Origin of the sequence: Bacillus sp. JH7 (genome assembly GCF_001563515.1) — a bacterium.
Lineage (GTDB): Bacteria > Bacillota > Bacilli > Bacillales > Bacillaceae_G > Bacillus_A > Bacillus_A cereus.
The window spans coordinates 1381341-1396166 of the sequence record NZ_LPUS01000001.1 but is presented as its reverse complement, the minus strand read 5'-3'; the positions used below and the strand labels follow the sequence as shown (position 1 = coordinate 1396166).

The window sequence follows — 14826 nt, the reverse complement described above, 5'->3', positions numbered from 1 at the left end:
ATCATAGAAAAGAATAGCGCTTTTTATTTTGAAATAGAAATCATCATTTAAACTAAACATGCTAATATTGATTTTGTGCGATTGTCAGTTACCTCATAATAAATTTCTAATCCTTTCCGAGTACCTGTAACCATTTTAGCAGCTTTTAGTTTAGATAAATGTTGACTAATTGTACTTTGAGGCATTTGTAAATCCCCATACATTGTTGTTACATTAGTAGGACCTTTTGCAAGCATTATTTTTACTAAAGATAGACGAACTGGATGCGCCAATACCTTTAACACCTCAGCGATTTCTTGAAACATTTCTTTTTTTTCTTTCATCTTATTTCTCCCCTTTTATATACATATTTATGTTATCCATATATATAATTCGAAGGTATATGCGTTTTTGTGTCCGTCATTTTAAAAAAATATAAAAAAACTTTAATCCGAAACTAAAGGATTAGCTTAACATAATGTCTCACCATTAATGATGAATAGGAATCTCATTATAGAAGCAGCAGTTTTTATACTACACCTCTACATTCAACTAACTAAAACCAATGAAAAAAAGAGCAGATAGTCTGCCCTTTTATGATGCCTCCTTATGTTCCGTGGAATGTTTAACACTCCCCAGTCTCTTTAATTTATTCCACCCTACCGCTACTCCTCGAATTGATGAGAATATAGATTTAATGACAACATAAGTCATAAATTGACGATAAATAAAGCGTTGTAAAATTAACCATGCTAGTGGTTTTGGGTTCTCTTCCTCTAATTTAAATGCGAATAGAGAAGCGAGAAGATCCATTAAAAAGAAAACAAGATAAAATCCTAAAACTTTTAGCGGATTACTACTAAATAGTCCTATAATCATTAATATATCTGCAAAAGGAGCAATGAATTGCAGCACATATTGGAATAACCACATATTAGGCAGTGCAATAAATCCTAATGTTTTATGCTTTGGATTACATAACGCTTTTCGATGTTTCCAAAGACATTGAAGTGTACCATATGACCAACGATACCGCTGTTTAATGAGACTTTTCACATCTTCAGGTGATTCCGTAAAAGCATGCGCTTTTTCTTCATATACAATTCTATGCCCTTGACGTAAAAATGTAATAGTAAGATCCGTATCTTCTGCTAACGTATCTTCGCTTAAATATCCAGATTCAACTACATTCTTTTTGCGCCACGCCCCAATAGCTCCTGGAACTACTGTAATACAATTTAACTCATCAAAAGCTCTACGTTCTAAATTAAACCCTGTAATGTACTCAACATGTTGCCAAGTAGTTAACAAATTCCGTCTATTCCCCACTTTGACATTACCTGAAACTGCAGCTACATTCTGATCTTCAAAGTGTCTAACCATTAGAGAAATGGCGTCTTGCGCAATAATAGTATCCGCATCTAAAGTGACAATGATTTCTCCTCGCGATTGTTGAAACCCTAGGTTCATTGCCGATGATTTCCCACCGTTTTCTTTCTGGATTAAACGTACTTTAGGGTGTTTATTAAATGTTTCTTGCATTACTTTTGACGTATCATCTTTCGATCCGTCATCCACAACTATAACTTCAAATTCTTTATAATGACTATCCAAAATTGAGCGAATCGTCTTAGCTATAACCTTTTCTTCGTTATATGCCGCTATGACAACACTAACAAAAGGTTGATAGGACGAATGCGTGCAACGAGATAGCGTTTTTCTTTTCTGCTTCCATGCAAAATAAATTAAGAATAAGAATCGGAAAATACCTAATCCAATAGCAATATAAAAAATAGTTGTTAATATATGCTTAAAGTATCCTGCCCCTGAAAAGACAGCTTTATTGTAAAGTAAATATTGCTTCCCCTCAGAAGAAACAGGAGGCATAATTTCATCTCGTTCTTTATTCATTAAATCTGAAATTGTTACAAAACTATATCCATGCTTTTTTAGGTCTTTAATAATGATTGGGAGCGCCTCTACTGTATGTGTACGGTTCCCTCCCGCATCATGGAGAAGAATAATATTTCCCTCTCCCTTATAAATGGGATTAAGAGCACGCTTTACTAATTCATTTGTTGATGGTGTTGCCCAGTCTTCGGGATCAACTTTTTCCGCTACCATTGTATAGTTCATATTTTGTGCACGTAAAATAGGCAATATTTCATTTGATGAATCTGGGTTAGCATCCGCTTCATATGGTGGTCTAAATAAAACCGTAGAATGTCCAGTTACTTCCTGAATTAAACGTTGCGTCGTATTAAGTTCTACTTTCGTTCGTAGTAAAGACGTATCTGCTATGTTAGGATGCTTGAAAGTATGATTGCCAATTTCATGCCCTTCATCGTATATTCTTTTTACAATACTAGTATTTAGTTGCGCGTTTTCACCAAGTACAAAAAAAGCAGCTTTTATTTGATTCTCTTTTAATATATCTAATATTTCTGGCGTATATTTCGGGTCTGGTCCATCATCAAATGTTAATACTACTTGTTTCCCATTTGGTTTTCCATATCGTTGCACTTCATATGCAGATGGTAAGGATCTATATACTTCATCTGTAATATACTCATCTTTGCCTACTTTAAAATCTCTCAATCCATTTTTTCTTTCATTCTCAATCTGTAAAATTTCACCTTGTCCAGAATAATTCACTTCATCTAAACTACTGATTTTATGTAATACATTAGGATTTTTTTTTACCTCAATAGGATTTTTTAAAACTTTCCATATTGTAGGATCTTCTGCTCCTAATCTCCATAGCGCAAACCCCTTTGCATGATTGTCCATTGCGATTTTCACTTGATTATAAAGAGTAACACCGTCTAAGAACCAAGCAGTATGTTCTTTCTCTCCTGTTTTATATCTAAAATACGGATTTCCACTCATCTTATCCCATTGAATTTTTATATTTGAATCATGAGCCATTGCCATAACTTCTGAGAAAGTCATAGACTTTGCAGCTTCTTTACTATTTACTTCCCAATCATATCCATAGTTACCGAAAGCAACTATAAGTTTATTAGACGGAATATTCAGTTCTTTCAATGTATGTTGGAACCATTTATTTGAAGCAATTGGTCCTGGTTCCCCGGCTCCATAGTGCTCATCGTACATCATTACAATCATTCGATCTATTATTTTTGCTAACGCACTATAATCAAAAGCCTTATCATTAGCTGGAACATCTTGTGTAACGAGCAAATCATGTTCATGAAATTCCTTAGTAAGTTCTTTCATAAAATTTGTTAAGTTTTCTTTATCACTTTTAGGTACGGACTCAAAGTCAATATTAATACCTGAAAACTGACTCTTTTTAACTTCGCTTACTAAATTATTAATAAATTTCGTCTTCACATCATTCGGCGAATTCAGTAACTTATGGATAAGCTCACTATCAGGGCCAGAAGCTTTTTCTGTATAGTTAGTAAGTAACGGCATAATCTTCACATGATTTTTTTTTGCTAGTTTTACAATCTCAGGTTTTATCTCACTTCTAATCGTTAAATCTGCTTTTAAATGATACCACTCTGGTACTAACGTAGTTAATGAATCGATATTTTCTTTTAAAGAAGCGGTACTATTTTCATCCCAGTTTACATAAAAACCATACACTTCTTTAGGATGTTTACTATCCTTCGGCGGATTCACCAAATTTTTATTATCCTTCGTTTCGGTATTTGGGTTAAATTCTTCCTTCTTTAACTGCTGATCACTAAGTTTTTGATTAATTGGTACAAGTTTAGTATCTTGTTGTACAGCGGTATTCATATTTGGAATTTCTGGTGTTGAAAAAATACTTTGAAAGAAAAAATAAAATACAACACTTACACTAACTATTGAGATACATAGAAACCAAATAAAGGCTATGTTTCTCCTTCCTTTCGGATCATAAAAAACAGGTTTTTCTTTATCTTGTTGAATGTTTTTCTCCATTATATTTTTCACATACTCCTTCTTAATAGAACTATAGAATATTAAAGTGCAACTTTAATCAGTGGGGGTTTTGTTCACCCCCCACTAATCATCAGCCCTCACCAATCGGGCTGCCCAGCAAATAGCGGAATAAATCCTTTTAGCTTTGAAATGAATCTCTCACTTCCATATTCTATTGATTCTTCTTTTCATTCCCTTGCTGGTGGCCTCTATTTTCTTGTTGAGACCCCCTACCATTGTTCCCTTGCTCGTTTCCGTCATTTTCTTTCTGGGATCCTCTTCCATTGTTCCCTTGCTGATTCCCATTATTTCCTTGTTGAGGATTTCTTCCATTGTTCCCTTGCCCATTTCCATTATTCCCTTGTTGAGACCCTCTTCCATTGTTCCCTTGCTCGTTTTCGTTATTTCCCTGTTGAGATCCTCTTCCGTTGTTCCCTTGCTCGTTTCCGTTATTTCCCTGTTGAGATCCTCTTCCGTTGTTCCCTTGCCCATTTCCATTATTCCCTTGTTGAGATCCTCTTCCGTTGTTCCCTTGCCCATTTCCATTATTCCCTTGTTGAGATCCTCTTCCGTTATTCCCTTGCTGATTCCCATTATTTCCTTGTTGAGCTTCTCTACTGTTATTCTCCTGTTGATTCCCTCTATTTTCTTGCTGAGATCCTCTTTCATTGTTTTCTTTTATTTGCTTCGATGGCTGTTCCTCTGTTTTCTTTTGTTCTTTCTGCTCTTGCTTTTCATATTTTTTCTCTTTTACAGGAGACAAATCGAGTGTTGCATCAGGAGATGACTCCGGCTGTGATTGCACCTCTTCTTCGTTTTCCACCGGATTAGACGGGGTGACAGGAGGCGTAAGTGATTTGTTCTTCTCATTCTCTTGCTTTATATAGACACCTGTGCCAATTCCAGCTTTTCTAGCATTCTCTCGTATTTGCATTGTGCTACTTTGATATTCAACTGTAATATGTTTTAGCTCATATTCTTTCTTTAATTCTTTCATTGCCTTTTCCAAAAGTGGTTCTAGTGCCTTGTCCTTTGCAACAGCTGTTAGCATAACTTGCTTATCATTCGTTAGATACTTATCCTCTTGACTTTGATTTATAATAGTACGTATTACTTCTTGTAATTGTTTATTTTCCCATTGCTTCAATTCTTTTAAAATACGCCTTCCATCATCATTACAAGCCTGCAAATCTATAACACGAAAATCCTTCGTTACGCTCACCTCTAAACTTGGATTTATATCAACTGAGACGTAAGCAAATACTTTTTCTTCTGGTTGGTTGTAGAAAAACAAAACTGCAAATAGAAAACAAGCAACAAGTATTGATGCAGGCTTTAAAAAGAAAGGAATCGAAAAATGCGATGCTTTTTGTTCTTGCTCATCAAACGAGATTTCCTCCCCGATTATGCAAGAATCCCCTTTTCTTTTACACGTAATAAACTCTCCATTTGGTGTTAAAACAACTACGCTATGCTTTTTTATATCCATCACAATTCCTTTAGTCATCATGCTTTTCCCCTCTTATGTAATCCAGAATATATGTATAGTTGTTTGCAAAAATAATACACATTGCAATAATGTATTTTCTATGTCGTTCCAACGTTTTACGACTTACCCTAACACGCGGTTCAATCTGTTTAAGCGGTAACTTTTTCTTTCGGAACAGCTCTTCCATCATTTCCTCTTCTTTTATAATAATTTTCACAATTTCTATTAATTGCTCACGCGTATCACGATGCTTAGGAGATTCTTTAGCAAGCTCTGAGAATGTAATTTTAAACTCAGCTAGCACACTTTGAAAATGAAGAATTTCCTCCTTACGGTTACTATTTTCCATCTCTTTCATATACTCCGTAAGCGACACTTGCATTTCTAACATTTCCTCTTGCTCATCTTCTTTTAAAAAGACAAAGTTATGTTTAGACTCCTTACGTATATAGTCAATTACATCTCTTTTTATAAGAAGATCAGCAAACGCTAAAAAGGATTTTCCTTTTGTATAGGAATACTTTTCAATTGCTTCGTTAAACGCAAACAATCCAATGCTATATTCATCATCCTGTTCTGTAATATATCGGCGGCAGACAGATGAGATTGATTTTCTAATAAAAGGTTGATACTGTACGATAAACGCTTCTTTATCTTCTTCATTATTTTGTATGTTACATACGATATCTTCTATTTTCGGTTTTCTTAAGATCTTCATTACTAAACTCAACACTTGTAATCTCCCAGCCTCCTTCAAATAGCAAAATGGCCACTACACAAGTGACCATTTAACCAGATTTTCTTGGTACTTTTCTTCGGTCTTGTTTTCTTGCTGTTAGTTATATTTTTAGAGTCTAACGTTTTCTTAATGATTTTTTCTTTTCTCTCGGCACTACAGTTAAGTTTGTATTTTTATCTACTTTCTTATTTTCTACCGTTCGTTTTGCTTATTCTTTTTCTATTTTATCTGCAATCCTTGAATAACTCTCCTCTATATAATTGGTAATTTCATCCTTTTACTTTAGATGCCCACTTAATCTAGTAATTTTATTAATACTTCTATATTCTTTCATAGTCATTTTTCTTCTATTTATTTTTTCCACTATACATATTCGGAGGAGTACAAAGTTTTATGGGGGTCAAAAAATATTTTCATAAAAAAATACATATTTATTTCAAAAATAAAAACCATCAATTTGAAAAAGGGTAATCAAATTGATGGTTTTCTTATAGTATCTATTAAATTAAGTTGGATTCTCATCATATCTAAAAAAAGTACTAGCTATCCTCTGCCGCTTTTCTCCACTTTTATCTTTCTTGGTTATCATAATATGTCTTATCTGCGTATTTTCTATCATTTCCTTTTAGATAAGCTAAAATTACTTTTGGATTTTTAAATAAAGTCCAGTCTCCATATGTATCAAATCTTCTGCATGAAGTTATCATTCCATTTTTAATAGTACCGAATTTCTTATTATTTTTCTTTCCCCACTCTTTTAAACGTTTTGCGAAATCTGCATCTTCTGCCATAAGCATGTTTTCATTAAATCCATTGATTGCCATAAAGTCTTTTCTATAGCACCAAAAAATCCCTACAGATATAGCTCCGTACTTAAAAAGTAAAGGGATTATGATTAACATTGCGGAGAGAAATATTCCTAAAGATATTCTTTCAAACTTCCCATTCACCCCACCACCAATGTATTTACCTGAAGCTAAATATTTATCTACATTAAACAACATAGACTCTGTCATTATCGTATCAGCGTCTATAGTAACGATTATTTCTCCACTGGCTATTTTAGCCCCTGCATTTCGAATTTTAGATAAGTTTTTATCGTTATTTTTCAATGTAATACAATTATAAGATTTTGCTATTTCCTCTGTTTTATCTGTACAACGATTTAAAACAACTATAACTTCCGTTTGCTCTTTATATGCCTCTGATGCCTTTGCAATTGAATCTAAACATTTTCTAATGTACTTTTCTTCATTATGCGCAGGAATTATAATAGAAAACTTCACATCTTTTTTCAAATTAACTCCTAAAGATTCGTTTGTCTCAGTCATAATATTCCCCCCTTATTTTATAAGGTAAATATCTGTTATACATAACGTATATTAAAATTCAATAAATTATATGATAGGAACTGCAGGTAAACTATTACTTGAGTATTAAAAAACAAAAACGTTATTCTTTCTAAATAAGCAAAATTACTAGAAAGAATAACGTTTTTTATTAGTTACATTAATATTTTATTCGTTGCTTTATTTCTTCAAAACGAGCATGTATAATTTTTCTGATATCTGGATGATTCTTATATAAAGTAACAGTATACATGATGGAAGATGCAAGAATAGTAGACCATATTAACCAACCTCCAGCATGAGAAAGAACTTTAATTATTTCACTCTTAAATTCTTCCTGTCCGTCATGAAATGTATAGCTGAGTAGTTACCTTATTTTTAAAAAAACATTCTGATTATTTCTTTTTCACTTCTTCTACAAATTCCCATGTCTCTCCGTTATCTTTTGATTGATAAAGTGCACTACTATCGCCATTGTAGTCTCCATCTGCCCCTTGTCCAACTAACATATTAAAAACCCCATCTTTCTCATATGGCATACTAGGAGAATCAAAAGGACTTATTGTGGACTGTGTATGATCTAATTTCACTTCATGCGGCGGATATTCTACCTTTTTGAAAGATACTCCCCCATCATCTGTGCGATATAACTCTCCTTCATTACCAGAAGGCCTAATTGCTCCTAAAAACCCAAGTTTATCATTTATAAAAATGATTCCTGATACACTACCAATCCCCCCATTAAATGGGTCTGGATTGATAACCTCCCATGTTTTCCCTTCATCACTAGTCTTGCTTAATGAATAAAAGGCGCTCCCTAATGCTTTATCTGTCATATTTAGTTTATAACCAACTTCTTTCGATAGGAAAAACTGTTCTTTTTCATTCTTTAAATCTTGTTGTTCCTTCTCTTTAAGCATATCTTCTTTTGGAGGCGTCTTTGATTTACTCCAACTTGCGTCACTTATTAAATTATATCTAGCAGGGACTAGCTCTTTCTCTTTTCCAGGGACAAATATAGATACAGTATATCCAATGATATCAGAAGCTGCTTCTTTAACACTCTGCCTCTTACCATCCTCAGTAATATTAATAATTCCCTCTGTATTGGATCCCCAATTTCTTTTTCCATAATAAATCAACCCATACTTACTTTCATTCCATTTTTTGACCGTTTGCTTAACTGGGATCGCCTTAACCGTTTTAATTAAAGGTTCTACTAATTTATCATCATTATAATCAGGCTTTGCATATCCATCTCGTATTATAGTAATATCTTCTGATTTCTTCTTATTATAAGAGATTAAATAAGTTTCTTCTTTCCCATCAACATTTTTCCCATAAACAAATGTATCAAACGCTGTGATTGTTCCATCTGAATGAAATGTAAGATCAAAATCAGTTGCCATATACAATTTCTTTGGCAAAGGATATTTTTTATTTATATCTTCAAAAATACCTTCTACTCCAGATTTATATATATTATTATGTTTAAGTTTAACTGACCTTTCATGTTTTAACTTTTCTATAAACCATGCCAATTTGCCATTGTAATTTATTGCACTTTTATAAATCTGCATCCCATAAAATGATGTAATTGCAACAATAATGATAATAGAAATGGATCTCCATGCTATTGAATTTGTTAATTTTTTAGATTCATATTCTCTATTTTTTATCACCCGCATTGTAGTAAATGTAGTTATGGATATAAAAAGTACTATACATAATAACAAAATGTAAATATTATAATTCATTCTTCCGTACTTACAGTATAAGGCCAACTCATAGCAAAAGATCCCGTATACAATTATTAGTATTGGATTTGTTACTAATGACAGAAGTATCCTTTTTGTATTTTCTCTAAATATAGAAACCACTCCTAATTATATGAATTACTGATATTAAGTATACTTTATTGTAAAGTAACAAAAAAGCTATTTAATCTTGCCGCAAAAAATACAATAGACATCTTTCTATTAAAGCCGTTTACAAATCTAGTTGTTTCATAGACAATGGATTTTTGAGTGAATACTAAAGTTGCTTCATTTATATGAATTACAAATTCAAGCATGATGCTCAATAAAAAAATAAATCCTGCCATACGCCCCTACGTAATGGAATGAGAAATAAGATAAATCAAAATAGGCTCAGGTGAACAAACCATACTAAGTGAAACAAGCGCAAAAGCTAGCAAAGTACTCAGGCTCACCATAAACCTTCCTTCTTTATGTTACATAAAATTTCCTATTGTACATTTTATCATGATTGAGGAGAGAAAAAATTAATATAAACCGATGCAGCTAAGTAATAGTATCGGATCGAATGTAGTGTAATCACATATTTCTCATTCTCTTAAGTAAGGACTAAAAATAACCTATCCATAGAGCTACTAAAACCACTACGAATAAAGCAAAGCAACATGTAATATTTCGAATCCACTTTTGTATATCATCAAAATACTTTTCTATAAATGCAGTGTAAATAGAAAGCATAAGAAGTAGCACAATGAAAGTAAAAGATCCCAATTTATCGTTAAATTTTTCATTAGTAAATGTACTTACATGAAGGAATAGAAAAACAAACGTTACTATGAATAGCTCAAATAATCTTTTTTTATTCAATCTGCCACCACCTTACAACAATTCCCTTTTATTCCATTTTATCAGAACATACTGTGTAGCAGTATATGAATATTATATTCATTTCAAAAAGGCCAACAATACAAGATCGTTAGCCTCTACTTTCCATATTCGCACCTTTTATCACTTTACTTCCTAACAACCGGAATCCACATTTCACCAAATACTAGGCCATTTCTCTGTCCCATCTCAACCGTTGTATTCGGTCCACCAACATAGGCAAAATCCTTTGCTTCTGGTAAAGCTTGACCGAAGGCGATGCCAGTAAGCTTATTACTTAGCTCTTTAGCCGTTTTGTCTTCCCCTTTCACTACTAAGTATTCTCCCCTCGGAAACTGAATCACTCTAGATTCTTCTTCTATTTGTGCTTCTGTCATGACACCCGCATAATACATCATTTTGTTATTCACCGCTTCGCTCACGGAAAAAATGTATTCATTTGTAGCTAAAGCTTTTAAAGTGTCCAGCCTTCCATCTTCTTTAACAGCCGACCAAAAGTCTTCCTTTTCTTTATTTATTCCAGCAAAGTTTGTGTATTCACTCTTAATTTCAGTTCCAATACCTAACACAATAAAGCTATCTTTTTCTTCTATAGTATAATTTTTCATATTCAAAACCTGCCTCTTTTTTTATTAATCAAACGATTTATCTTTTCATCTGATACGTTTATAATACCTTTAAACCATGTCAAAAAATGATACTGTTTAGGAGACCAAAATGAAAAAAGTTGAACGGATTAATACAATTATGCGGTATATCAACAACCGCTCTCACTTTACAATTTCTGAAATTATACAAGAATTTAACATCTCACGGTCGACAGCTATTAGAGACATTAGAGAAATTGAAGCTATGGGAATGCCACTGGTCGCTGAAGTTGGGAGAACGGGTGGATATTTTGTTATGCATAATTCTATCCTGCCCGTTGTTCGCTTTACTGATAATGAAGTGAAAGCTCTTTTTATTGCCTTTATGGCTACGAGGAATCAACAACTTCCCTACCTAAAGAGTCGTCAATCTTTAGCCGAAAAACTACTAGGACTCATCTCAGAAACCCAGCAAGATGATCTCGTTCTTTTAAATCAACTCTTGCTTTTCCAAGGGACTAACCCTCATAATCCCGATCTACTTGAGCTTTCTGATCTCCCCCATCCTATGTTAGAAAAACTCATTCAAATCCTTCTTTTGGATAACCATTTATTGATTACTATGAAAGAAGATGAAGAAATCAAGACTTATCCAATTTATCTATTGCACCTTTATCAAGAAAAAAGCCATTGGATCATTGAAGGGTTTGACTTAAAAAAAGAAAAGAAGATGATGTTTCCTGTCGATGATCTCATTAATATCGAACCATACACGACGAACAAAAGGCTAAATAAGAAAAAGATTTTAGAAAAACTAAGTAAGAAGGACGAAATAATCAACTTGGTACTTGAACTTGGACCAAAAGCAATTGCCCAGTTCAAAAAATACCATCCTTTAAAAATTTCAATATCTTATACTAATCCTTACCAATCTACAGCCATTTTAAAAACTTTTATCAATGTTAACAATCCCGATGAAGTGACGGAAATAATAAATTGGCTGCTTTTTCTAGGGAAGGATATTAAAATCAAAGAAATACCCGATGAAGTATTAGCAGATTTACAAAAACGAGTGTGCTTATACATTCCATAAGCAGTGAGCCTCAAATATTAAGCTTTATCACTGGATAATTATCCTATTTTTAAATACCATTTCATTTACTACAATGAGAGCATGATAAATAATAAAAGCACGGAAAATCTCCCGTGCTTTTCTAAATATATATTATTCCTGAAGGTTTCGTTTATCACGTTTCTTACCCTAACTGACGTTTAAATGCTTTACTGGCGAAAAAGTAAGAGATGACCATTATACCTACGCACCAAGCGAGCGCAATCCAAATATCGTTTCCAACAGTTCCTTCATATAAAAGAGCACGAATCGCATTCACGATTGAAGTTACAGGCTGATTCTCTGCAAACACACGAACAATTTTTGGCATCGTTTCGGTAGGCACAAAGGCCGAACTAATAAATGGAAGAAAAACTAGCGGGTACGAGTAAGCAGTCGCCCCTTCCATAGACCTCGCTTTCAATCCTGGAATGATAGCTAGCCATGTTAGCGCCAGCGTAAACATCCCAAGTATCCCAGCTACCGCGAGCCAATCTAGAATATTAGCACTGGAACGGAAACCCATTAAGAGTGCAACAAGAATAACCACCACGATAGTAAGTACATTAGCAACCAGAGAGGTTAGAACGTGAGCCCACAATATCGATGAGCGCTTAATAGGCATCGTAATGAAACGTGCCATCAGCCCACTCTTTACATCCGTAAAGAGTCGCACGGAAGTGTAAGCTACACCGGATGCGATAGCCATTAGCAAAATTCCCGGCAATAAATAATTAACGTAGTTTTCCGTTCCAGTTTTTATTGCGCCGCCAAACACGTAGACAAATAATAGCATCATCATAATCGGTGTAATCGCTACTGTAATAATTGTATCCGGACTGCGCATAATGTTACGCATTAAACGACCTAGTAATACACCTGTTTTACTTTTCATTTACATCTCCTCCTTTTTGCCAATGATCGCAAGGAATATTTCTTCCAATGTCGGTTGCTTCTCGATATACTCCACTTTTGCTGGCGGGAACATCTCTTTTAGTTCAGCAAGAGTACCTGTCGTAATAATTTTTCCGCCATGCAAAATAGCGATACGGTCTGCCAGTTGTTCTGCTTCCTCCAAGTACTGAGTCGTAAGCAAAATAGTTGTACCGCTACCAGCAAGTTCCTTGACTGTATCCCACACTTCAATTCGCGCTTCAGGATCAAGTCCAGTCGTTGGTTCGTCAAGAAAAATAACTGCTGGCGCCCCAATCAAACTCATCGCGATATCAAGCCGGCGCTTCATCCCGCCTGAATACTGATCTGCCCTTTGGTTTGCCGCATCAGTCAGGCTAAATCTTGCAAGTAGATTGTCAGCAATTTGAGCGGGACTGGAAACACCACGTAGCCTAGCAATCATTATCAAGTTTTCCCTCCCAGTCAGCATACCGTCTAAAGCTGCGAACTGCCCTGTCAAACTGATACTTTGACGAACATGATTTGGTTGACGCTGTACATCAAATCCGCAAATACTTACTTCACCGCTATCTTGCTTCATGAGTGTCGAAAGGATGTTGACCGTTGTCGTCTTTCCCGCTCCATTTGAGCCTAGCAGCGCGAAAATTTCTCCACGCTGCACCTCAAAATCTACCCCTTTTAAAACTTCCTTGTCTTTAAAGGATTTTTTCAAGCCTTTTACAGAAATCGCTGCATGACTCATACTTTTTTCCTCCCTATAAAAATGTTTTGCGAAGACTATTTATTTACCTCTATCTATTTAGTATCACTGATATTCTGTATTACTTAGTACCGAGTTAAAAATATAACTGAATAGCTATGATGGCAATTCATATGTGTAACCAGCTAATCAGTCGGTACTACTTATTCCATTTATTTTTTTCTCAATTTCTTCATAATACTTTCATTCAAATCTTCACGATACTTGGAGACGTAAGTTTTAGCATTTGCCACTAGTTCGTCAGCAAAGGAAGCCACGTCATCCCCAGTAATGTCAAGCACTTGTCTTCCTTCCGCTGCACCCGCTTCGAACAAATCGATTAATTCATACTGTATGTGTAACATATCCATCCCGTTACCCGCTGAAAAATTCCACATGTAGTTTTGAATTTTCTTAAATACAAATTGGTAGTTCTCTGGCAGAGCCTCAACTCGTGCCATCATCATTTTGTACTCTTTTTTATCACCAATTAACTTTTTGAACATTTCTAACATCTTATTTTCCTCCTTTTTTATAAAACCGAACAAGAAATTCCCAAAATATCGGCCGGAACGTTTTATCTTATGAACCTATTTTGACTTCAAGACGTTAATTTTTGACGATACAAAATCCCATTTTTTCCAAAACAATTCAAGCTCCTGGCGACCTTCTTCATTTAATGAATAAAACTTACGAGGCGGCCCCATATCTGATGGTTTCTTTTCAATATTCACAAGCTTTTTCTTCTCTAATCGTACGAGGATAGTATACACCGTACCTTCCACAACTTCGGTAAACCCAAGGTCATTCAGGTGGCGGGTAATCTCATAGCCATACGTTTCACGGCGACTAATGATTTCCAGTACACACCCTTCCAGTGAACCTTTCAACATTTCAGTTAAATTTTCCATATCCTGGTCCTCCTTTACCCCCTATTCTGTCTGACTTATATTCAGTATTACAGAGTATTAAGGCGAATTTTTTACTGAGTAGTTTTTTTGAATTCATACTATTCAGTATCACTTATTACATCTACATTGTATGACTAAGTAGCGATAGATGTCAACTGATTTTCAAATTTTTTCTAAAATCCGCTATTACCTATTGTCTACTGAAAATATTTTGAGAAACAACACTACTCAGTATTGCTTATTACAAGTACATTGTATGACTAAGTAGCGATGGATGTCAACTCGATTTTTATATTTTTCTAAAATCAACTATTACCTATTCGATACAGCCTATTTTCTTTTTTTATTTTGCCCCATACCTATCCCACTAAGAAAAGAAAATACCCCAAAACAAAAATTCTACATTTTTATTTTGGGGCGCTATACTAT

At 34.4% G+C, this 14826-nt stretch carries 13 protein-coding genes and 2 pseudogenes; 1 reads left to right on the top strand and 14 read right to left on the bottom strand.

The window, feature by feature from the left end; genetic code table 11:
- Positions 1–47 precede the first annotated feature (47 nt).
- The 10 genes and pseudogenes from AU379_RS07205 to AU379_RS07165 all read right to left on the bottom strand — a co-directional run bounded on the left by AU379_RS07205 (position 48) and on the right by AU379_RS07165 (position 10742).
- Positions 48–323, bottom strand: coding sequence for a metalloregulator ArsR/SmtB family transcription factor (locus AU379_RS07205; RefSeq protein WP_000660066.1), 276 nt, complete (start codon positions 321–323; stop codon positions 48–50).
- Between the two features lie 250 nt (positions 324–573).
- Positions 574–3915 (bottom strand): glycosyltransferase, encoded by a 3342-nt coding sequence (locus tag AU379_RS07200; RefSeq protein ID WP_061139059.1) that lies wholly within the window; start codon positions 3913–3915, stop codon positions 574–576.
- 172 nt (positions 3916–4087) lie between these two features.
- A complete protein-coding gene (locus AU379_RS07195; RefSeq protein WP_061139058.1) occupies positions 4088–5425 on the bottom strand; it encodes an anti-sigma factor domain-containing protein in 1338 nt (445 codons plus the stop codon).
- Positions 5415–6137, bottom strand: coding sequence for an RNA polymerase sigma factor SigI (gene sigI / locus AU379_RS07190; RefSeq protein ID WP_002098197.1), 723 nt, complete (start codon positions 6135–6137; stop codon positions 5415–5417). The genes AU379_RS07195 and sigI overlap by 11 nt, the downstream gene beginning before the upstream one ends.
- Before the next feature lie 575 nt (positions 6138–6712).
- Entirely contained in the window at positions 6713–7474 is a 762-nt protein-coding gene (locus tag AU379_RS07185) for a glycosyltransferase (protein WP_000140998.1), read from the bottom strand.
- Between the two features lie 178 nt (positions 7475–7652).
- Positions 7653–7847: pseudogene (locus tag AU379_RS28555) on the bottom strand (hypothetical protein); the annotation flags it as partial.
- A 40-nt stretch (positions 7848–7887) separates the two neighbouring features.
- A complete protein-coding gene (locus AU379_RS07180; RefSeq protein ID WP_023901655.1) occupies positions 7888–9372 on the bottom strand; it encodes a hypothetical protein in 1485 nt (494 codons plus the stop codon).
- Between the two features lie 170 nt (positions 9373–9542).
- Positions 9543–9707, bottom strand: a pseudogene (locus AU379_RS30875) (LysE family translocator); the annotation flags it as partial.
- 151 nt (positions 9708–9858) lie between these two features.
- Positions 9859–10116 carry a DUF3963 domain-containing protein gene (locus AU379_RS07170; RefSeq protein WP_001036208.1) on the bottom strand — a complete coding sequence of 86 codons (258 nt, stop codon included), beginning with the start codon at positions 10114–10116 and terminating at the stop codon, positions 9859–9861.
- Positions 10117–10262: 146 nt separating this feature from the next.
- Positions 10263–10742 carry a GyrI-like domain-containing protein gene (locus AU379_RS07165; RefSeq protein ID WP_000801052.1) on the bottom strand — a complete coding sequence of 160 codons (480 nt, stop codon included), beginning with the start codon at positions 10740–10742 and terminating at the stop codon, positions 10263–10265.
- 109 nt (positions 10743–10851) lie between these two features.
- Between AU379_RS07165 and AU379_RS07160 the strand changes: the two genes are divergently transcribed.
- Positions 10852–11814, top strand: a complete 963-nt coding sequence (locus tag AU379_RS07160) for an HTH domain-containing protein (RefSeq protein WP_000755022.1) — start codon at positions 10852–10854, stop codon at positions 11812–11814.
- Between the two features lie 163 nt (positions 11815–11977).
- On the opposite strand, the gene AU379_RS07155 is transcribed toward AU379_RS07160, so the two are convergent.
- The 4 genes from AU379_RS07155 to AU379_RS07140 all read right to left on the bottom strand — a co-directional run bounded on the left by AU379_RS07155 (position 11978) and on the right by AU379_RS07140 (position 14397).
- On the bottom strand, positions 11978–12727 hold the full coding sequence (locus tag AU379_RS07155) for an ABC transporter permease (RefSeq protein WP_000837818.1): 750 nt from the start codon (positions 12725–12727) through the stop codon (positions 11978–11980).
- A complete protein-coding gene (locus tag AU379_RS07150) occupies positions 12728–13489 on the bottom strand; it encodes an ABC transporter ATP-binding protein (protein ID WP_061139057.1) in 762 nt (253 codons plus the stop codon).
- A 170-nt stretch (positions 13490–13659) separates the two neighbouring features.
- A complete protein-coding gene (locus AU379_RS07145) occupies positions 13660–14001 on the bottom strand; it encodes a DUF1048 domain-containing protein (protein ID WP_061139056.1) in 342 nt (113 codons plus the stop codon).
- 75 nt (positions 14002–14076) lie between these two features.
- On the bottom strand, positions 14077–14397 hold the full coding sequence (locus AU379_RS07140; protein WP_000429488.1) for a PadR family transcriptional regulator: 321 nt from the start codon (positions 14395–14397) through the stop codon (positions 14077–14079).
- Between the last annotated feature and the right edge of the window lie 429 nt (positions 14398–14826).